Origin of the sequence: Gabonia massiliensis, from assembly GCF_001403595.1 — a bacterium.
Taxonomy (GTDB): Bacteria; Bacteroidota; Bacteroidia; order Bacteroidales; family Coprobacteraceae; genus Coprobacter; species Coprobacter secundus.
Genome location: NZ_LN877939.1, coordinates 116,461 through 138,448 on the forward strand (window position 1 = coordinate 116,461; position 21,988 = coordinate 138,448).

At 34.2% G+C, this 21,988-nt stretch carries 20 protein-coding genes; 6 read left to right on the plus strand and 14 right to left on the minus strand.

The genetic code is table 11. From position 1 onward, the window contains the following. The first annotated feature begins 3 nt into the window (after window positions 1–3). The gene (locus BN2628_RS05390) at window positions 4–900 is read left to right on the plus strand and encodes a LysR family transcriptional regulator (protein ID WP_044230055.1); all 897 of its coding nucleotides are present in this window, start codon (window positions 4–6) and stop codon (window positions 898–900) included. A gap of 65 nt (window positions 901–965) precedes the next feature. Here BN2628_RS05390 and BN2628_RS05395 read toward each other — a convergent pair whose 3' ends face one another. Beyond that, complete coding sequence (locus BN2628_RS05395) at window positions 966–2,000, minus strand: YeiH family protein (RefSeq protein ID WP_055096406.1); 1,035 nt, start codon at window positions 1,998–2,000, stop codon at window positions 966–968. Window positions 2,001–2,279: 279 nt separating this feature from the next. Then, window positions 2,280–2,768, minus strand: coding sequence for a hypothetical protein (locus tag BN2628_RS05400; protein WP_055096408.1), 489 nt, complete (start codon window positions 2,766–2,768; stop codon window positions 2,280–2,282). Between the two features lie 193 nt (window positions 2,769–2,961). Between BN2628_RS05400 and BN2628_RS05405 the strand changes: the two genes are divergently transcribed. Further along, window positions 2,962–4,149 carry a hypothetical protein gene (locus BN2628_RS05405; protein WP_021930464.1) on the plus strand — a complete coding sequence of 396 codons (1,188 nt, stop codon included), beginning with the start codon at window positions 2,962–2,964 and terminating at the stop codon, window positions 4,147–4,149. A 199-nt stretch (window positions 4,150–4,348) separates the two neighbouring features. Here the strand turns inward: BN2628_RS05405 and BN2628_RS05410 are convergent, their stop codons facing one another. Beyond that, window positions 4,349–5,974, minus strand: a complete 1,626-nt coding sequence (locus BN2628_RS05410; protein WP_055096410.1) for a DUF5060 domain-containing protein — start codon at window positions 5,972–5,974, stop codon at window positions 4,349–4,351. Between the two features lie 35 nt (window positions 5,975–6,009). After that, the gene (locus tag BN2628_RS05415) at window positions 6,010–6,507 is read right to left on the minus strand and encodes a metallophosphoesterase family protein (protein ID WP_055097090.1); all 498 of its coding nucleotides are present in this window, start codon (window positions 6,505–6,507) and stop codon (window positions 6,010–6,012) included. A gap of 232 nt (window positions 6,508–6,739) precedes the next feature. On the opposite strand from BN2628_RS05415, the gene BN2628_RS05420 reads away from it, so the two are divergent. Continuing rightward, on the plus strand, window positions 6,740–8,065 hold the full coding sequence (locus BN2628_RS05420; protein ID WP_055096412.1) for a PhoH family protein: 1,326 nt from the start codon (window positions 6,740–6,742) through the stop codon (window positions 8,063–8,065). A gap of 114 nt (window positions 8,066–8,179) precedes the next feature. Here BN2628_RS05420 and BN2628_RS05425 read toward each other — a convergent pair whose 3' ends face one another. Beyond that, the gene (locus BN2628_RS05425) at window positions 8,180–9,148 is read right to left on the minus strand and encodes a diacylglycerol/lipid kinase family protein (protein ID WP_021930460.1); all 969 of its coding nucleotides are present in this window, start codon (window positions 9,146–9,148) and stop codon (window positions 8,180–8,182) included. A 221-nt stretch (window positions 9,149–9,369) separates the two neighbouring features. Here BN2628_RS05425 and BN2628_RS05430 point away from each other — a divergent pair, with 221 nt between their 5' ends. Next, window positions 9,370–9,885, plus strand: coding sequence for an HdeD family acid-resistance protein (locus BN2628_RS05430; protein WP_021930459.1), 516 nt, complete (start codon window positions 9,370–9,372; stop codon window positions 9,883–9,885). A 36-nt stretch (window positions 9,886–9,921) separates the two neighbouring features. On the opposite strand, the gene BN2628_RS05435 is transcribed toward BN2628_RS05430, so the two are convergent. The 6 genes from BN2628_RS05435 to nusB all read right to left on the minus strand — a co-directional run bounded on the left by BN2628_RS05435 (window position 9,922) and on the right by nusB (window position 14,227). Continuing rightward, on the minus strand, window positions 9,922–10,341 hold the full coding sequence (locus BN2628_RS05435) for a C40 family peptidase (RefSeq protein WP_246469174.1): 420 nt from the start codon (window positions 10,339–10,341) through the stop codon (window positions 9,922–9,924). A 232-nt stretch (window positions 10,342–10,573) separates the two neighbouring features. Continuing rightward, the gene (locus BN2628_RS05440) at window positions 10,574–11,002 is read right to left on the minus strand and encodes a DUF5606 family protein (RefSeq protein WP_021930457.1); all 429 of its coding nucleotides are present in this window, start codon (window positions 11,000–11,002) and stop codon (window positions 10,574–10,576) included. Between the two features lie 92 nt (window positions 11,003–11,094). Beyond that, on the minus strand, window positions 11,095–11,670 hold the full coding sequence (coaE, locus tag BN2628_RS05445; protein ID WP_055096413.1) for a dephospho-CoA kinase: 576 nt from the start codon (window positions 11,668–11,670) through the stop codon (window positions 11,095–11,097). Then, window positions 11,664–12,680 carry a YbbR-like domain-containing protein gene (locus BN2628_RS05450; RefSeq protein ID WP_055096415.1) on the minus strand — a complete coding sequence of 339 codons (1,017 nt, stop codon included), beginning with the start codon at window positions 12,678–12,680 and terminating at the stop codon, window positions 11,664–11,666. Before BN2628_RS05450 ends, coaE begins: the two co-directional genes overlap by 7 nt. 212 nt (window positions 12,681–12,892) lie before the next feature. After that, window positions 12,893–13,219, minus strand: coding sequence for a preprotein translocase subunit YajC (gene yajC, locus BN2628_RS05455; protein WP_021930454.1), 327 nt, complete (start codon window positions 13,217–13,219; stop codon window positions 12,893–12,895). 81 nt (window positions 13,220–13,300) lie between these two features. Beyond that, a complete protein-coding gene (gene nusB / locus BN2628_RS05460; protein ID WP_021930453.1) occupies window positions 13,301–14,227 on the minus strand; it encodes a transcription antitermination factor NusB in 927 nt (308 codons plus the stop codon). A gap of 210 nt (window positions 14,228–14,437) precedes the next feature. On the opposite strand from nusB, the gene BN2628_RS05465 reads away from it, so the two are divergent. After that, on the plus strand, window positions 14,438–14,785 hold the full coding sequence (locus BN2628_RS05465; protein ID WP_021930452.1) for a DUF3276 family protein: 348 nt from the start codon (window positions 14,438–14,440) through the stop codon (window positions 14,783–14,785). Between the two features lie 59 nt (window positions 14,786–14,844). Here the strand turns inward: BN2628_RS05465 and uvrA are convergent, their stop codons facing one another. Genes uvrA through BN2628_RS05480 form a run of 3 tightly spaced genes read right to left on the minus strand, consistent with a single transcriptional unit; the run spans window position 14,845 to window position 19,999 of the window. Then, complete coding sequence (uvrA, locus tag BN2628_RS05470) at window positions 14,845–17,685, minus strand: excinuclease ABC subunit UvrA (RefSeq protein ID WP_055096417.1); 2,841 nt, start codon at window positions 17,683–17,685, stop codon at window positions 14,845–14,847. 28 nt (window positions 17,686–17,713) lie between these two features. Then, on the minus strand, window positions 17,714–18,685 hold the full coding sequence (locus BN2628_RS05475) for a lytic transglycosylase domain-containing protein (protein WP_055096419.1): 972 nt from the start codon (window positions 18,683–18,685) through the stop codon (window positions 17,714–17,716). Between the two features lie 15 nt (window positions 18,686–18,700). Next, complete coding sequence (locus BN2628_RS05480) at window positions 18,701–19,999, minus strand: T9SS type B sorting domain-containing protein (RefSeq protein ID WP_055096421.1); 1,299 nt, start codon at window positions 19,997–19,999, stop codon at window positions 18,701–18,703. 196 nt (window positions 20,000–20,195) lie between these two features. On the opposite strand from BN2628_RS05480, the gene BN2628_RS05485 reads away from it, so the two are divergent. After that, window positions 20,196–21,988: LysM peptidoglycan-binding domain-containing protein (locus tag BN2628_RS05485; protein ID WP_082430138.1), on the plus strand; the 1,793-nt coding region annotated here is incomplete at its 3' end.

The following is a 21,988-nucleotide window of genomic DNA, read 5'->3' on the forward strand; positions in this document are numbered from 1 at the left end:
ACTATGTCAGATTTTAGATTAAAAGCGTTTATCAGTGTAGCTAAAAATCTTAGTTTTACAAAAGCATCAAAAGAACTATATATCAGTCAGCCAGCAATAACTCGTCATATACAGGAATTAGAAGCTAAATATCACATCGCTTTGTTCGAGCGCATGGGCAATAAAATAAAACTTACCCGAGCCGGAGAAATTTTGTTAGAGCACAGTGAACGGATTGTTGAAGATTATAAACGTTTGGAGTATGATTTACATTTGCTTACGAATACTTATGCAGGAGAGTTAAGAATCGGGGCCAGTACTACTATCGCCCAATATGTATTACCTGCTGTACTGGCAAAATTTGTGGATAAGTTTCCTGACGTGAAAATATCGCTTCTCAATAGCAATTCAAGACAAATAGAGTCAGCTTTGGGAGAACATCGAATCGACTTAGGTATGGTAGAGGGTATACAGCATACTCCCAATATAAAATATACTGTATTTATGCAAGATGAATTAGTTGCCGTTGTAAGCAATCGGAGCAAATTGTCGCAACGTGATGAAATAAGTTTATATGAATTGCCCCATATCCCATTGGTATTGCGTGAACAAGGTTCCGGGACGCTCGATGTTCTCGAAGCTGCACTTCTACCCTATTCGATAAAGTTATCATGCTTAAATGTACAAATGTTTTTGGGAAGTACAGAGAGTATAAAACGTTATCTCGAACATTCCGATTGTATGGGTATTGTTTCTTTTAGGGCTATTCAGCAAGAAGTGCTGGAAGGAAAATTGAAAATAATAGACTTTAAAGAATGCCGTATAGAACGAAATTTTAGTTTTATACAACAATACGGGCAAGATACAGGGCTTGCTGCGGCATTTATTCAATTTGCAATGCATTATAATAAGGAAATATAAAAAGAATTCCTCAAATTTTCGAAATAAATGAAAATTTGAGGAATTTGGTCTATGCAATTAAGTAATTAAGACAGTATTGGGGTTAAATATTTAGCCATAAGATAGCCTCCTACCAATAGCCATACAAATAATACGGATGCCAAGATAAAAGGCCGAGCTCCTGCTTTCTTAAACTTATCTATACTGGTTTCTGCTCCTAATGCAGTCATAGCCATTGTCAACAAAAATGTATCGAAGCTATTTATTCCTTCGACAACAGCATGAGGCAATAAATCAAGCGAATTGAATCCTATAATCAATAAAAATCCTACAGCAAACCAAGGAATCGTAATTTTACTCTTGGTCCCAGTTTTAGAATGTCCCTTATTTCCGAACTTTGCCAAACATAAACTCATAATCAGCAATACAGGAGCCAATAACATAACTCTGATCATTTTTACAATGACAGCCGGATCTGATATTTCTGTCCCCATAGCATTACCAGCACCTACAACATGGGCTACTTCATGCAAAGTAGAACCTGTGTAGATTCCCATCTGCTCCGGAGTCAGTTCTAATATACCTGCCCGATACATTGCCGGATATAAAAACATGGATATGGTACCGAATATAACAACTGTAGAAACAGCGACTGCAGTTTTATGGGGTTGGCTTTTAACTACCGGCTCAGCTCCTAACACAGCAGCAGCGCCACATATAGCACTTCCTGTGGAAGTGAGTAAAGCGACATCTTTATCCATCTTCATCAATTTACCAACTAAAATTCCTAATAATAGCGTCCCCGTCACAATAATAATATCAATAAATACAGCAGGCAATCCCACATTTACAACATCTTGAAATGTCAAGCGGAAACCATAGAGCACGATACCTGTACGTAAAATCTGTTTTGTGCAAAATAATATTCCGGGAACCCATGTCTCAGGCAATCTATTGCGTAAACTATTGGCATATAACATACCCAAAATAATACCGACAATCAAGGGGCTGAACGATAATTTTTTTATAAAAGGAAATTCGGCAATATAAAAGGCCGAACAAGAAAAAAGAGCAATGAGCAGGATACCATGAAGAGTATTCGCTTTCTTTTCACCTAACATAATAACTGTCTTTAATTTTTTATTTAACTGAAGACAAAGGTAAAGTTTTTCGTTTGAATTTTAATTTAATATTTTGTTATGGCTTATAACATCTTGTTAAGAGTCTATCTAAATTTTCCAATAAAGAAATTATGTATTCAAACTTTTTATGTCTTTTCTCAGTCTATATTTATGTTCTTATATGTCATGTAACCCACTACACTTTTTATCAGAACTGAAAAATATCCCCGGGGGACAGTTCTCAAAAAATACCTGTTCCCAATGAAACAGGCTCTAAATCTATTGATAACGAAACTTGAAAAATGGATGTATTGTATTTTCATACCATGATGGGTGTCTGATTTTTGATACTAACTCCGTGACATTGACCAATGGTAATGGGTAATTTTCGAAATCAGAATTTTTGGTACGCATTACCAACATACCTCTTAATGAACCGATAGATACGCTCAGCATAATTGTCAATAGTTCAGGTTTTACTGATATCCTATTCTTTTCTATCGAAATGTATTCTATCATATCTTCTATTTCAAATGTTACGTTTATTTTATATTCGAGGATAGATGTCTTTCTACCTTCTTTTTTTATATCATAGTGTACCCCCAGTAGTATATCTGTACGATTTTGTTCTATATCGGGGTTTAATTGTACCGAAAAGCCTACATGGACACTATCTTTTTTCAAATCACATTTATAGTTTTGGGTATTATCAACAAACTTTATTTCCTCGATATGAGACAATCGTATTTGCATCGCCACTCTATTCATTACTTCGTATTTAATTAGAACATTCTTCTTAAAAACAAATTGGAGGTTTTAATGTTTATTTATAACAATAATGAAAAATCTGATTTAATAGAGAAATAAATTTTATGGATTACAAAAGGAATAGATTTTCTCTTGAAATCTATTCTTATTTTTCTGTAGTTTGTTATATCTTTGACATATCAGAAATAAGAAAATGAAAAAAAAGGATTCTTTTTGGAAAATAATGTCGGTAATATTACTGCTGTTATTAGCTATGACAGGAGGCTTTTATCTATATCGGTATAACATTGTTTCAGAACCATTTGAAATAACCGATGAGCTTGGTGGAAATATTTTTCCTTCTGCAGTTTTGTCTGTTGCTGTTACCGATACGCTTATTGTCATGCCTGCTGATACTTCTTATTTAGGCAATCCAAAATCATGCATCGGGATACGAGTTAAATCGGATAAAATGAATAGTAAGTTAAGAATTAAGGTTGCAGAAAGTCCTTTTTTTAGTGAGTCTATTTCAGAATTCATTTTGCCTAAGGCTCGTACAGAATACCTTGTTTATCCGGACATTGTATGGAAATATGATGCATTGAAAGAAAATATTCAGCCAACCCCCGTTAGTGTTGCTGTACAAGTAGAAATGAACCGAGATAATCTGGGACAAAAGGTAAGAACTTTTTCTATGCGCAGTATCAATGAATGTCTTTTAGGTTACAACGATATAAACCAGAAATTTCATGAAACAGGTATTTTTTTCGCAGCTTATGTCAACGAAGACCACCCGATGATAGATATGGTATTGAGAGAGGCTCTCAACACCCGAATTGTAAATAGATTTCTCGGTTATCAATTAAACAAAGAAAGTTCGGTAGAAAATCAAGTATATGCCATATGGAATGCTCTGCAAAAAAGAAATTTCAAATATAGCTCTGTATCGGCTTCGAGCTTGTCTTCGAATGTGGTCTATTCTCAACGGGTCAGGTTATTCGATGATGCTATAAAATCTGCCCAAATCAATTGCGTAGACGGTAGTGTACTTTTTGCTTCTTTATTACGGGCTATTAATATAGACCCTATCTTGGTACGTATGCCAGGACATATGTTTGTAGGTTATTATCTTAATAAAAATCATACAAAAAAGAATTTTCTGGAAACAACAATGATAGGAGATGTGAATCTGGATGAATTTTTTCCGGATGAGCAGATCGACTCTACTATGGTTGGAAAATCCCAAAATCAGGTTTCGAAACTGGTATTTGACAAATCAAAGGAATATGCCAATAAAAAATATGAACAAAATAAGGCATCAATAGAACAAAAGAAAAAATTCTATATGTATCTTGAAATTTCAAAGGCCATACGGCGTAAAATACAACCTATAGGAAAGTAATGCAGTATTGCTTCAAATAAAGACTTCCATATTTTTCCTTTAATCCGAAAGAACTATTATATTTTTATAAGATATACTTCAAAATTTAATAATAAATGATAAAGTTCAATATTCTAATACTATTTTCACCATTTTTTAATTTTCTGCACCGATAATGACGATATAGATTCTCTAAAGTTAAATAATTAGAGGAATTCTATTAGGAAATTTTGTCATTCCCACTTTTTACTTCAGTTACTCTTAAAAGCAAGTAAGGAACATCCGGCAAACGTACTCCACGTTGTTTCTTGTCTAATACACGATAATCCACGGCTTCCCCTGTCTCAAAGATAGTCGGACATTTTATTATAGTCATATTCCATACATCAATAATATCTACTCTAAAATGTTTTCCTGCTTTCAGTCTCTCATAATTTGCATTTTTTACGGGAAGATTGAATCTCCAAAAGTCACTTATTTCCTTTCCCAAGCTGATAAAATAATATCCTTCACCTGCAGTAGACGTTACCAAGTCTCGACTAATATCAGACATTTGCAACGGTTCAGGCATTTCTTCAAGTATGTTTTTCAAAAATTTGACCCGTTTCCAACTTTCCCCTTTTAATTTTCCACCTTGTGCCCAAAAAATAGGGTCATTCCCTTCTTGAAAACACTCTCCATGGGTTACATAGATCCCCCCCATCAAACCGTTTACAATGAAATAAGTCAATTGTTGGGCACTCAAACGTCCCCAGCGAGATTTTAGATTACCTTCATATCCTACTTCATCACAAATTACAGGTTTATGGAATATCTGACGTAACAAAGCCGCTGCTGAAATACTATATACCGGAGCTTCATCTTGTACACTAACATGTGTAAATTCGGGCATCCAATAATCAAAATAGGTTGCGGTCGATCCGTGTATAGAACATAAATGCCGGTACGGATCGTTACTTACTACAGTTTTTGTCAATAGCTTCCAATCATCTATTGTCTTATTTGTCACATAATCCCATTCATTTGCAATAGACCACCATACATTACGGAAAGACGCTAAACGATTTATAATGTAATGTATATATCTTATATTTACTTCATTTGTCATCGAATCAAATCCCCAGCGACCTTTATCGTATGGATGGAATAAAATCAAATCGACTTCTATATTAAGTTCGCTCAATTGGTCTATGCATTTTTCCAAATGACGAAAATATACAGGATTGAACTTCTTAAAATTCCAGACTCTAACTTCATCTCCCTTCTCATTTTTTATCATCTCCTTTATTTCAAAAGGATATAATTGGGGCTCTTCCTGTACCAAATCATAATTTTTGGGAAATACACACATACGTATTTTATTAAAACCGCTGTGTTTCAGAGATTCTAAAGTCTCTTCCTGTACTTTCTCATTCATATGTAGCCATGCGTAAGAGGTTGTTCCTAATGGGTAATAATGAGTACCGTCTTCATATTTGAAAGCGTGCTCACCATCTACTGATACCATACTGGACTTTCCACTTAAATTCGGAATCACAGTTAAAACTCCCGACTTTTTATTCAATTCTTTTATTGGACTGGACACTGAATATTTCCATACTCCAACTTCTGTAGGCATAAATCGTATACGATATGTGTCATCCCCATCATAGAAGCCTTTCACTTTCAATTCCTTTCCATCACATGAAAATGTTGCAAACAGTTCTACATCGAATGGATTTCCGGTTGCTTTATAGTTAAAAGTTAGTTCAAAGCGTTTCCAACACTCAATTTTCGTTTGTCCCCATGAATAATCGGCTAAAGCAATTAAAACAAAAAATGTACTGATAAAAAACTTTAAATTCATCCTATTATATAGTTACGTTTTTAGAACTAAGCACTTTAAAACTTATCTCCCAACTCCACAATCTCCAAATTTTCAAATTTTCCATTATCAATACAAAAACGCACTAACGTCCTTTTTTTATGAAATCCATATTGTCCTGCCGCACCTGGATTTATATGCAACAAATCAAGAGTTTTATCATACAGAACTTTCAAAATATGGGAATGCCCGGAAACAAATAATTTTGGAGGGTTACGATATATTTCAGGAATAACGTCCGGAGCATACTTCCCGGGATAACCACCAATGTGTGTCATCCATACATCGACTCCTTCAATGGTAAATCTTTGATGCTTTGGGCATGTTATCCTTATTTCATGCCCGTCAATATTGCCATATACGGCCCGTACCGGCTTTATAGTTTCGAGCTTTCTCAATACATCCATTGAGCCTATATCTCCAGCATGCCATATCTCATCACACTCAGAAAAATATTTGATATACCGATCATCCCAATACGCATGAGTATCCGACAATAATCCTATCTTTTTCATATCAGTCACAGTTTGGTGCAAACATACATAATCTTTTATAATATGTGAATTGTACATTCACTTTTTTAATAATATAAATAGGATAAATAAAGACAAATAAAACATTTTTTCATTTTCAAATATAGTTTTATTACAGATATTTGGTTATCTTTGGATAAATCCTCTGGATAATAGCGATTATCATTTACATCAGGACTCTCTTTTTTATATCAACACTTTAAATGATACCATTATGGGAAATAAAAAAAATTTTGTGTTAGATACAAATGTTATTCTTCACGACTACAAATGTTTATTTAATTTTCAAGACAATGATATCTACATACCTATTGTCGTATTGGAAGAGTTAGACAAATTTAAAAAGGGAAACGACCAGATAAACTATAATGCAAGGGAGTTTGTCAGGGAATTGGATGAAATAACAGATGATGATTTATTCACCAAAGGGGCTAAACTCGGCCCAGACCTCGGAAACTTATCCATATTGGTCGGTTATAACTATCCTGAAGAGGTAAAAGCCGCGTTTCCTGAACGTACTCCAGACCATTTAATTCTTGCTGCAACCCATTTTCTGGCATCAAAAAATCCTGATACAAAAACAATATTGGTCACTAAAGATGTAAATCTAAGAATGAAAGCCCGTTCCTTGGGTATACTAACAGAAGATTACAATAATGATAAAGTAACAAATATCGATATTTTTGAGTCAGAACAACGATATTTTGACGGTATTGACCCACAAATAATCAATGACATCTATAAATCCCATGAAGGAATTCCGGCAGAAAAGTTAGGATTAAACATTGATTTTAAATCAAATGAATGCTTCATATTGAACAGCGGCAATTCTACCGTTTTAGCTCGGTATGTATCAGCGACCGGAATGGTAAAAAAAGTCATAAAAGAAAAAAATTTCGGTATTGAACCTCGTAATGCAGAACAAAGTTTCGCTTTTGAATTACTCAATGATCCCAATGTAAAACTCTTGGCTCTTACAGGAAAAGCCGGTACAGGGAAAACACTTCTCGCGTTGGCCGGAGCATTACGACAAAGCCGAGATTACAAGCAGATTTTACTGGCGCGCCCTATCGTTGCTTTGGCTAATAAAGACTTGGGATTTTTGCCTGGTGATGAAAAACAAAAAATCGCTCCTTATATGCAACCGCTATTTGATAATTTAAACGTCATTAAGCACCAATTTTCGTTAGGGGGTGCGGATTATCGCTATTTACAAGACATACAAGACAAAGGACAGTTAGTTATAGAAGCCTTAGCTTATATTCGCGGGCGAAGTCTGTCTGAGACATATTGCATTATCGACGAAGCTCAAAACCTTACACCCCACGAAATTAAAACCATTATAACCAGAGCCGGAGAAGGCACCAAAATGGTATTTACAGGAGACATTCAACAAATAGATTCCCCTTATTTGGATTCTCAATCGAACGGATTAGTCTATATGATAGATAAAATGCAGGGACAAAGTATATTCGGCCATGTAAACTTAGTAAAAGGAGAACGTAGTGAATTATCAGAATTGGCAAGTAATTTGTTGTAATAAAACAATGAATAAATACCTATAAAGTTTTTAACTTGTGTATACTATATCTCCCATAAAATAGAAATTTTTTCTATTTTATGGGAGATTAGTTATATAATTATGCCCACGCATTCATATATCAAGTTCTGTCTTAATAGTATCTATAACTTCCCAAAAAGCCGTATGAATAGGTTCAATAAACAATTTCTTAGAATTTTCTCGAGGAACGATAGCTTTTAAGCCATTATGAACACATTTTATTTCAATTTCTTTATCCATCTCAACAGGTTCCCCATCGATATGCATGATTCCGGGGTTCTCTCGAATAATTTTTAGATATGGAGTTTCAAATGTACGTATATTGGGATTTTTATCAATAACTTTCGTAAACAACTGTACCGCCATGGGAGCAATATCAAAGGGGGTAAATGGCAATATAATTGTTACGTCAATTTTTCCATCCTGCATATTGGCATGAGGAGCTATATAAGCATTATTCCCATATTGTGACGCATTGGCACAAGCTATTAAAAAAGCTTTTTCTTTTATTTTCCCATTTTCACTAACGATAAGATAAGTTTCCGTTTTATATTTCAAATATTCGGTAACAACTTTTTTTACATAAGTCATTCCTCCACGATGCTTACCCTCAGCAAAACGATGACTAACCAATGCATCGAAACCTACACCACATGTACAAAAGAAAAGCTTCTCATTTGCTTTACAATAATCTAACGAAACAATATTCCTTTCATTTACAATTTTTAATGCCCCCATGACATCCATTGGAATATCCAAATGTCTGGCCAGCCCATTCCCTGATCCCATAGGTATAATGCCTAATGCTGTATTGGAATGAACCAACGCTTTAGCTATTTCATTACAAGTACCATCACCTCCTATCGAAAGGACACAGTCCACATCGGAGGATACAGCTTCTTTAGCCAATAAAGTCGCATGACCGGCATATTCAGTAAAACATATATTTATATCATATAATGACGAGTCTAATACCTCCTTAACAGCTTTTGGTATATCTGATTTCTGATGAGTCCCTGAAATAGGATTTATTATAGCTAATAATTTTTTTTTAGACGTCATTATTTCAATTTATAAAATTTCGAAATACAAAAATAACGGAATAAATCGATTTTCCAATTTTCCAAATACATAGAAAATTTATTTTAAGATATGGGAACAATTGGATTTCATACTCCCACTTATGTTTTTGATTATGTAGAGATTTTCTTATATATATTGAACTATATTTTCGAAAAAAGGTTATATTTGTAGTTAAGAATAATAAAATTTAGATATATAATATGGGAACAATTCAGTGGACTCTGATTCGTAGTGTATTTGCAATAGTATTGGGTATTGTAACAGTTAAATGGCCAGATCAAGTTTTGGGTTATATTGTTTCCATTATAGGCATAATGTTCATTGCAACAGGTATTGTTGCTCTTCTCAACTATTTTTCTCGTCGTAAAAAGGCTATATCCAAATCATTTTCTTATATCCCAGTAGAAAGTATAGGAAGTATTTTATTGGGTCTATGTCTCGCCCTTATGCCTACTGTTTTTATCGGGTTTTTAATGTATGTCTTAGGCTTTTTATTATTATTGGCTGGTATTTTTCAAATACTAACACTCGCGTCCATACAACGTAATACTACAGTAGCACTTTTTTTCTATTTATTCCCGATTTTGATTCTTATAACAGGAATTATTATCTTGATTAATCCATTCGATTCGATGAACACAGTCCTGATTGTATTTGGTATAGCGGCTATTGTTTACGGAGTTATCGATATTATCAACTATTTTAAATTCAGATAAATATAACTTAGAATATCCGTCTATCATATTCATTCTTTATTTTTTTCTTTTAACTCTACCCGCTCCTACCCAAGTTTTGCGGTAATAATTCTCATCTAATGAACTTAGAATCACTCCGCGAGATGTCGTAGAATGCACAAAAAGATTATCTTTTAGGTAAATACCTACATGATTTATCTTTTTCTTATTTTTGGTCGTAGCAAAGAAAACGAGGTCTCCCCCTCTTAATTGTTGTCTAGAAAGTTCTCGGCAATCCTGCTGCATCATTTGTTCTGAAGAACGGCTCAATACAACGCCATATACTTCTCGATAAACATTCAATACTAATCCAGAACAATCTACACCTTTGCGGGTAATTCCTCCGTACTTATAAGGGACTCCAATCCATGACGATATTTCAAGGTAAAGAGGAAAATAATCTTTATTACTAACATGTATCCCTAATGCACAACTCACACTTTTAACAGAGGCAGGAACCGTTTGAGGAACCTTTGTTACATGGCATGATGAAAGCAATACAAGAAAGAAAAAACATATACTTTTAACATACCTACTTTTTATTACCATATTATTATATAAAAAACTTCCCAAAAAATTACAATCATAATATGTTTATATACAGATAGTAAATTTTTGAGAAGTATTCTTTTCTCTCTTTAATTTAGAAACTTTAGACCTTATTTAAATTTTATTCTGCCTTTTCTGCCGATAAATTTTCCTCTGCCTTTTCTTCAACAAAATCAGTCAAGCCTTTTTCAACTAAAAGATTATACCACCCCAATAGTTTTTTTATATCTGTTGTATAAACTCTTTCTCTATCAAAATCCGGTAATATTTCAGCAAAGTAATTACGTAAAACCTTATCTTCCGCTTTCGTACTTACCGATGCAACTCCCCCATTTTCTTTTTCTTTAATCTTATTCATAACATCGGGAAGAGGAGCTTCTCCACCTTCAGTGAAAATAGCAATATCTCCTACTGAAATTACCTTATCATGAGCATATGCAGGGATACGCTTTCCCGTCAGCAGAGATTCAACAATCAACATATTTTTTCCTTGAGATACTAATTTATATAAACCGGGTTTCCCGGATATAGACAAAATTTTCTTTAACATATCAATTATTTTTTGTGTGTTAATAATATTATTTAGCAAAAGTAATATCGAATATTTAATTTATCAATTACACACCATAAATTTAATAAATATTATTTCTCATATTTTGCAAGTAAAGTCCTCAATTGGGGTATAACAGGTTGTATACCATCATTATAAATGATATCATTTGATTTCTCATTTCTCTCATTATCTGATATTTGCTTCGAAATCCGAGCCAACACCTCTTCCCGAGTACAGCTACTTCGTTTCATAACCCTCATAACCCTCATCTCAAGAGGAGCTGAAACATTCCAAATAAAAGCTACATTTTTATTAAATCCCGCTTCATAAAGAATTGCCGACTCTACAAAAGCAATATCTGTATTTTGTTTTTGTACCCATATGGAAAAATCAGACCTAACGGCCGGATGTACTATTGCATTTACTTTTTCTAACTTTATCTGATCATTGAAAATTATAGATGCCATACGTGACCTATCCAATCCCGTATTATTATAGATATTGCCTAATAAAGCAACCAGTCTATTTTTCACTTCATCAGAATTATCCATTATTTTTTTTGCTTCAATATCCGTATCATATATAGGATATCCCCAAATTTTTAATATTCTACTAATCAGAGACTTTCCGCTACCAATTCCTCCTGTAATGCCAATAGTTACCATAACCCTACTTTTTCTTCCAATATATATTCTACACTATCTGGGGTTACCTGCACATTATTTACAAATGGCGGTTTCCTTAAAACCTGAACAGCAACTTTTTTCCCTATATGATCTTTCAATTGGTTATAATCAACTCCTACAGAAAAATCATCAGCATGAATTTTAGAAAATTTGCTCACCGGAATCATACAATTAATCTGCACATTCGCAGGAAAGGTAAGCATAGAGATACCTGTAGGTAAATTCTGGGGTGCAACTGACAATGTAAGCTTCTTTGTCGTTACTTCTTCTATAGGAATTGTTACTTCAACTTTTTCGGGAACAATCTTTGCCCCTCTTATATATGTTAAATTCAAGCTTATACGAGCCGTATCAGATAATGACTTTAATGCAAATGAGTCTGTTGTTATTTCCTTAATATTTTTCAAAATAGATAATGGGGCATATACCGTAGCCGAATCGATACTCATTTTGATTTCTCCATTCATAACACACTGAGGAACCGTCGAAAACGAACCTATCAATCGTATTTTATATTTTTTACCAGAATTATTTGTATAATAAACAGGAATAGAATCGGGACTAACAGATAATAAAGTAGTCGTATTCTTTAACTGCTTCCGTACCAATGTTGACAACTGAGACGAGGTTACAACAAACACTCCCCTATTATTTTTATATTGGTCAAAGTCTATTTCAATGACAGGCATACGCTCCATTAAATATCCCATAAGAGTAGTTCCTTTATCCCTCAAACGCACATCAATTTCATCAGGAAGTTTATTAGTAAATACTACTTTTTCCGGAACATTTACATACTTGACATTCAAAGAAAACGAGCTCTCTACATCTTCATTTAGAGATTGTAAAACCCAGAAAATAAAAGATATGACCAAAAAAAACATAAAAGTGAGAATTTCTCTACTCCTATCGCTCCTCAGCAAAGCATACAGCTTATTTCTGGATTTTACCCACTTCAATCTTATATATCTAAAATTATTTTTCTTCATTTACCTATCTTTTTAATAAAGAAAATATCACCACTATTCTTCTTTATGAGTGTAAATGTAGTAAAAAATAGAATTGTATTCAACAGAATTCAAAGGAATCCTCATATTCGAAAAATACATCGATTTATTAATTACAAAAAATTCAAAATAAAAAAACTTTCACTTTGCTATAAAGCAAAATGAAAGTTCTTTCGCCTGATAAATAGTTATAATTACTGGGCCTGCTGCTGATTAGAATCGGCTGCTGTCCCATAAATAGAAGACTTAGCCACACGTATACGCACATTATCTGCTATCTCGAGAATTACATCTTCTCCCTTAATTTCTTTTATTTTTCCATAAATTCCTCCAGCAGTAATAACCTTATCCCCAACGGATAAAGAATCACGAAATTTTCGAATTTCTTTTTGCTTTTTAGTCTGAGGACGAATCATGAAAAAGTAAAAGATTGCAACTAATGCAACCATCATTAATATGCTTCCCCACGGAGATCCTTGAGGCGTTCCGGTCTGTTGCAATAAAATTGTAAGTAATGCCATAATACTGTTAATTTGTTAAATAAATTTGTTCTTTTTTTAAGTGAAAGACATCCTTTCGGGTACAAATATATAACAATTTAATTATTCTTTTGTTAGAACGCCCTCTTTTTTTAACTGTGTTGCAATAGAGTCTAATATACCGTTAATAAAATGTCCGCTCTTCACAGTACTATATGATTTAGCTATCTCAATATATTCATTCAAGGTAACTCGTATCGGAATAGATGGAAAAGTTTGCATTTCTGCAAGAGCGACCAGCATAATAACTACATCCATAAAAGCGACACGCTCAATTTCCCAATTTTGGGTATGCTGATCAATCAAAAGTTTATTGTTATCGGCATTCAATATAGATTTCCTAAATAACATCCGTGCAAACTCAGCGTCTTCCTCATCCTTAAACATAGGTAACAAAGGCTGTTTTTCCGAATGTGTTTCTTCAAAACGCTTAATAGACTTAAGAACAAATGTAGATATTATTTCTAAATCGTCATTCCAATATAAACTCATCGATTCAAGAACATCACATAAATCATCACTCTCTATAATAACATTTTTAAACAGCTTCCGCCATAATTCTCTGTCCGCTTCATAAGAATCATTTTCATCAGCCATATAATTCTTATAAAGATCTGAAGCCAGAATACGATCAAGCATGACACGTATGAAATCAGGTTCGTTAGCCCACGAAATTTTATGCTCATTTACATATACTTCCAACTCTTTATTGGCTTTCAATTGAGCGATAAACCGGTTATGAATAAACTTAGGATTAGGATTTTTCTCTGCTTGTGTAGCCAAATGCTTTGCACGGGCAACCTCAATTCTCGCACACTGCGCATCTGTGAGTTCCACCATAAGCAACAGTAACATATGGTATAATTCATAAGCCTTGTCTAAACTAAAAAAGAGCTCTTTCTCTGTAAGACCCATATTTTTATCTTCTTTTAAGAAATAAGAATATAGAATCTGTACCACCTTAATGCGGATTAAAATTCGATTTATCATTCTATTTTTGAAATATTAATTTGCGGGTGCAAAGTTATCACATTTTTATGGTTCTTTGGCTATAAGCTTATTTTATTTTTTCACACATAGGAAAATTGTTCTACACAACATTTACTTATTAAAAAAACTTATCCAAAAATATAGTTTTTTCAAAAAAAAATATCATATTTGTAAATATTCTTGAATAATCTAAAACCAGAAACAGTATTTATGGAAGATGTAATGAAAAACAGTGCGCCTGATAAGAAAGAAAATGACATTATTTTTTCTAAAGCTCTAAAAGCTGGAAAAAGAATTTATTATTTAGACGTCAAGAAAAATAGGAAAGATGAATTGTTTTTGGCAATAACCGAAAGCAAAAAGATTGTGACCGGATCAACAGAAACACCTTCTGTTCAGTTTGAGAAGCATAAAATCTTTTTATATAAAGAAGACTTTGAAAAATTTGTTACCGGGTTAACTGAAGCTATACAATTTATTAAGGAAAATTCTTCTGTTACAACAAATGAAACAGAAGAAAATACAATATCAAATGAAGGATATGAAATAGAAATATAGTGATAAAATGGTTTACAAAATAAATGATAAAGAAAACCTGAAAATTAAGGTTTTCTTTATCATTTATTTTTTTTACTATTTTTCAATTCATCTTTCAAATAATGAGTAGTATAGGTATTCTTTTTCTTACATATATCTTCCGGTGTTCCCTCCACTAAAATTTTTCCTCCAGATTGTCCTCCTTCGGGTCCCATATCAATAATGTAGTCTGCACATTTTATAACATCTAAATTATGTTCGATTACCAATACTGTGTTTCCTTTATCAACTAAACGATTCAATACTGCCATCAGTACCCGTATATCTTCAAAATGTAATCCGGTAGTAGGCTCGTCCAACACATACAAAGTTTTACCTGTATCTTTCTTAGACAATTCTGTAGCTAATTTAACCCTTTGACTTTCTCCTCCTGATAAAGTGGTAGAAGGTTGTCCTAACTTTATATATCCAAGACCAACATCTTGCAATACTTTTATCTTATTTAAAATAGCCGGTATACTATCAAAAAACTCAACAGCCTGATTTATTGTCATATCTAAGACATCTGCAATAGATTTACCTTTAAAACGAACTTCCAATGTCTCTCGATTGTAACGCTTGCCATGACATTCTTCACATGGAACTAAAACATCAGGAAGGAAATTCATTTCGATAGTCTTATAGCCGTTCCCGCCACACACTTCACAGCGTCCACCCGCTACATTAAAAGAAAACCTACCAGCTTTATATCCTCTGATTTTTGCTTCCGGCAAATCGACAAATACATTCCTTATATCTGAAAAAACGCCCGTATACGTTGCTGGATTGGAACGCGGTGTTCGTCCTAAAGGTGACTGATCAACATTAACAATCTTATCAATATATTCAAGACCTTCAATCGATTTATAAGGTAATGGGTCTTTGACAGAACGATAAAATTGCTTACTTATTATCGGCTGCAAAGTTCCATTGATTAGACTTGATTTCCCGCTACCCGATACTCCCGTAACACAGATAAAACAACCTAACGGAAAACGAGCTGTGACATTTTTCAAATTATTCCCCGTAGCACCTTTCAGTACAATAGCTTTACCATTACCCTGTCGACGTTTTTCAGGAACAGATATTTCTTGTTTACCATTCAAATATGCTGCAGTCAATGTATCAGACTTTAACATATCTGAAGGAGTTCCAGCAAATACAACATTTCCTCCCAATCGTCCGGCTCTCGGGCCTAAGTCAATTACATAATCGGCTTCAAGCATCATTTCTTTATCATGCTCTACTACAATAATAGAATTACCAGTATCCCGAAGCTGCTTAAGCGATTGAATCAAACGTGTATTATCTCTCTGGTGCAGCCCGATACTGGGCTCATCAAGAATATAAAGGACATTAACCAGTTGAGATCCAATTTGTGTAGCCAATCGTATGCGTTGACTTTCTCCTCCTGATAATGTAGCCGACGCTCTGTTCAATGACAAATATTCCAGGCCTACATCTATCAAAAATTCAAGTCGAGTACGTATCTCTTTAAGTATTTCTCGTGCAATCTGTGCCTGTTTGAGCGACATATAATTTTCTACTCCATCGAGCCATTTATACAAATCGGCTATATCCATTTCTGCCAATTCGGCTATATTCTTACCGTTTATACGATAATATAAAGCTTCTCTATTGATACGCTGTCCATGACACTCGGAACAAATTTCTGTTTTTACAAATTGCCCAGCCCACTTTTGTGCTTGTGAAGACGAATCGCTTTGCTGTTGCATTTCTATATAACGAATAAGACCGGCAAAAGACAGACTGTAATTAGAATGCCCCAAAGCTTCATTCTTAATATTTAATCTTTCATCTGTCCCATTAAGAATATCATCCAACGCTTCGTCCGGAACATCCTTCAAAGGAGTTTTCAGATTTACCCCATACTTATCGCAAATTGCTTCGATTTGCCAAAATATCATTGTATTTTTATACTTACCTAAAGGCACTATTCCTCCCTGATATATAGATAAATCAGGATTGGGAATAATTTTTTCTTTATCTATGACATTGGTAAATCCCAGTCCCTTACATTTGGGACAAGCTCCCTGCGGTGAATTGAAAGAAAAATTATGTGGAGCCGGTTCACTGTAAGACAAACCCGTTTTCGGATCCATTAATGTCCTGCTGAAGTGTCTCACTTCTCCCGTATCCGCATTCTGCACCATAATAAGGCCGTTTCCCTGTTTCATGGCTATCCTGACACTATCTTTCAAACGCCTCTCATCCTTTTCTGATACAACAAGTTTATCTACAACCAACTCGATACTATGATTTTTGTAACGGTCAAGCTTCATTCCCCGTAAAATTTCACGAAGTTCCCCATCTACCCGTACAGTAAGATATCCTTTTTTACGGACTTGTTCAAAAAGCTCCTTATAGTGTCCTTTCCTATTTCGCACCAAAGGAGATAAGATGTATGTTTTTTTACCTCGGTATTTTTCTTGAATCAAATCCAAAATCTGCTCTTCGGTATACTTTACCATTTTTTCTCCCGTAAGATAGGAATATGCCTCCCCTGCTCGGGCATAGAGCAAACGAAGAAAATCGTAAATTTCAGTTGTAGTACCAACTGTAGACCGAGGATTTTTATTAGTAGTTTTCTGTTCAATGGAAATAACAGGACTCAATCCCGTAATTTTATCAACATCAGGACGTTCCATATTCCCCAAGAAATTACGGGCATAAGAAGAAAACGTTTCTATATATCGTCTTTGCCCTTCAGCAAAAATAGTATCAAACGCCAAAGAGGATTTACCACTTCCACTAAGTCCTGTAATAATCGTAAAACTATTACGAGGTATTTCTACATCAATATTTTTAAGATTATGTACACGTGCACCGTATACTTCTATTTTATTCTCGTTATCAATCATCTCTTATCCCAAAATTTTCCTAAAAAAATCAATCCACTGTCCAATTTTTATGATATACTTTTATTTTACGAGTGCTATAGTATAAATCCTCTTTATGAGGTATCAACAGCTTATATTCTTTTCCTGTTTTATTAGGTAACTTCCTATCTCGGAGCCATGAATTGAACTCTTTCAGCTGTGCATACGTAATACCTTGCTCTTTGGCAAATTGTGCCAAATCATCAATTGCAGTATTTACGACTACGGCATGCGTTCTTATAGGTTGATACAGCTGTTTCTTCTTGACAGCAAAACCATAACGATATGGATTCGATAATATTTCCTTCATCACCATAACCCGAAATACGTAGCGAGAAGTCTCATCATTCAACCATAAATCAAAAGAATTCAGTTCCTGTTGCTTATCCAATTCATTGGATATTCGGCCCATACCCGCATTATATGATGCTGCTACTGTAGCCCAACTACCATATTTATCATAAGCCGATTTTAGATAACGACAAGCTGCTTCGGTAGATTTTTCGAGATTGTATCGTTCATCTACAAAATCATTTACTTCCAAACCAAACTGCTTGGCTGTCCCGGGCATAAGCTGCCATAACCCAGCTGCCTTAGCATAAGAAACAGCCCTCGGATTTAAATAGCTTTCAATAGCTGCCAAATAGATAAAATCTACCGGTATTCCATTTTTTTCTAATATGGGCGCTATAATAGGAAAGTAGCGATTGGCTCTTTTCAAAATCAGCAATGTATTGGAATGGGTATAGCAAAAACTAGTCAATTCTCTATCGTATCTTTCATACATATCAAACCGATCAAGCTCTATAATTTCACCAGCAAATTCTACTTGCGAAGGAACATCCGGTATAACAGACATCAAATGTATAACAGAAGTATTATCTGATTGTCCTGAACGGGATGATGCTGTCAAAAAAATAAGAATTCCAACGCACAAAAATACAAATACTATTTTTAATATACTATTCTTTATATTAGTCATCACACGGATAAATCTTTAATTTTTAGATCTGATAATATTTATGTGGCCTTTCAGATTATGTGATTTACCATCAGCACCCTTAGCTTCTATTACATAAAAATAGACGCCCGGATCAACCCATTTTCCTTTATACTTCCCATCCCATCCAATTGCTGGGTCTTCAAAATGAAACATCTGTACACCCCAACGGTTAAATATCCAACACTTGAAACTAACGATAGATTTATAAGCAACTTTCCATTCGTCATTAACCCCGGGTGTCGTTCCTGGAGAAAAAATATTAGGAGCTTCAAGCCTCGACTCCCCAACTGTAATAGTATATACTTCAGTCGAATCTTGACAAGTTCCAGTACTCACCATCAACCGTACATAAGTCGTTCCTTCTTGATTGAAAGTATATTGAAAATCATCTGCATTATAATAATGTGCGTCAATAACATTGAAATCTTTATCTTTCGAAAACTGCCAATCACTATGTGTAACCACGTCATTATAATATGCCTTAAACGTCATGTCTACCGGAGCCGACCCTCCAAATGACCCATCTGAGGGTTGCTCTCTATCCCATTCGTTCTTATAATCGCGAGTATGCTGCTCAACAATAGCTCCACAAATAGGAGTCACTGATATATATTCCTCTGACCTTACCGAGGGCTCCATTCCCCATTCCTTCAGATATTTATCCGTCAACATAAACTCTGTATCACAAGTCGGTGCTTGTACGGAAAGACGATTACTATCTGTCGCCTTTTCTTCTATCTGAACCTTTTTAAAATCAGCATTATCTTTATCCCATTCCAACGTATAATATGTTACGTAAAACTCTTCTGGAAGAAACATCTGTTTCCCTGCAATAGTATAATACGGTAATTTCTCGACAGAGCCATTCAATATTAATCGAACAGAATTGCACTCGTCATATTCATCTCTTTCTACGGTCATGCCAATTCCTGCCAAAGAATAATTTAAATAATTGATTATCCAAATAGCTCCTGTTTTATTTCCCTGCTGGTAAACATAACCGCAATCACCTTCGACTCCAGACAAATAAGCTGATGTAGCACCCGAAATAATAGATTTGTTACCATTTTTATCTATTTGATACCAAATAATAGAAGATCCATCATCTTGGAGATAACGGATATCGACTTTGCTGTCATTTGCCTGATAAACAACATAAACTGCATCTAATCCTGTTGCAGCCGTAACTCCCTGTCTAATGCCCAATAAACCTCCACAAGCAACATCTACATTCTGGGAACAAATCAAAGTCGACACCAAACAATATAGGGTAATAAACAATACTCGTTTCATTATTCTAAAATTGTAACTGTCAAAGGTAATGCATTTCAAAGAAAAAATAAAGACCGGAAATAGTAATAAGCAGGGAAAAATCACAAAAGAGATTAAAATTTCTTACTCAAAAGAATGAATTGTCACCAAAAAGAATTTTTCTTACCTTTGTCCTTTCAAGCTGAATGATATACTCAGCTATTTAAATGTAAATTTTATGAAATCAATTCATATTTCTCATTTTTTCATTTTTATTCTCGGATTTATGTATTTAAGCGTAATAAAGGCTCAAAATTACAACAATCCTCCAGAATTTTATAAATACACAGTAAACAGTGCTGAAGGTTTTTATTCAGTTTGTAAGAAATTCAACGTCACCAAAGAAGAGATTATTAAATACAACCCAAGCGCTAAAGATGGGTTAAAAAGCGGGCAAGAATTATTAATACCCATAAAAGGTGTTAATTTCCCCAAAACAAATATTGCCGAAAGTGAGTTCAAGCACACCATCTCTTCCGGAGAAACTTTGTATTCTATAGCCCGAATGTATAATGTTTCGCCCCAATCCATCATAGCATTAAACCCGGAGGCTAAAAATGGAATAAAAGCCGGTGCAGTTTTAATAATACCTCAAAATTATGCCTATCAAAAAACAGAAAAAACATCTTCTGATAACAACCAATATGTATATCATACTGTAATAGCCAAAGAAACATTATTTTCCTTAGCTCGCCGTTATCATACCAGTGTAGAATCCATATTAAAAGATAATCCGGGATTATCTCCGGATAACTTTACTATAGGAAAAGTAATTCGTATCATGCCATGTGACGGAGAACCGGAAATTGCCAGTCATCAACCCCAAATGCAATATAAAGACTATACAGTAAAACGAAAAGAAACTTTATACAGCATCGCTCAAAAATTCGATATAAAGGTTAGTGACATAGTCAAAGCCAACCCTACAATTTCCAAATTAGAACAGGGTGACAAATTAAAAATACCCGTATTTACCAATGTACCTACAAAAGAAGAATCTGTAATAGCCGAGGCTACTACCCTAAACCAAATATATTCGAAACTGAATCCTATAACTCAGACCGGACAAATAAATGTAGCTATCATGCTCCCATTTATGCTGAACCATCCTGAAGACGTCAAAAATTCTCTATACACGGAATATTACCAAGGCTTTCTCTTAGCTGTTGATAGCGTGAGGAAACAAGGAGCCAATATCAATATTTATGCTTATGACACCAATAATTCTAAAAACAGAGTAAATCAAATCATCAATTCTCCGGAATTTAAGAATATGGATTTAATTATTGGTCCTGTCAATGACTCCTACCTGAGTACGGTGGCTGATTTTGCAGAAAAAAACGACATAAATATTGTTAATGCTTTTTCTCTAAAAAATGAAGATGTCAATCAAAATTCTAAAATATTTCAAACCAATATTCCACATTCTTATCTGTATGCCGAAACTATAGCTGAATTTATCAAAAGATTCAAACATAAAAAAATAGTTTTTGTAAATAGTACCCCCGATAACGATGATAAAAAAGATTTTACAACAGAACTCAAAAAAGAACTTGTTCATCAAAATATAGCATATTCCGAAATAAGTATCACCAACACAATGGATATAACAGTTGGGAACTTGTTTCCGACTACAACGCCAACAGATATTGTAATTGTCCCTTCCAGTGGAAATCGGAGTATCGTAGGACGTATCGTTGCACCATTAAGTAAATTGGCCGATTCTCGCCCAGACCTGAGTATTACTCTATTTGGCTATCCTGAATGGCAAACTTACACAAAAGATTATTTAGACAGCTATTATAAATTAAATACTTATATCTTTACCCGATTTTATGCTGTCCCCACTGATACAGATATGAAAAATTTCGATCGGGATTTCCATTATTGGTATAATAAAGATATGATTAACGCTAATCCGAAATACGGTCTATTAGGTTTCGACACCGGAATATATTTTCTGACAGCATT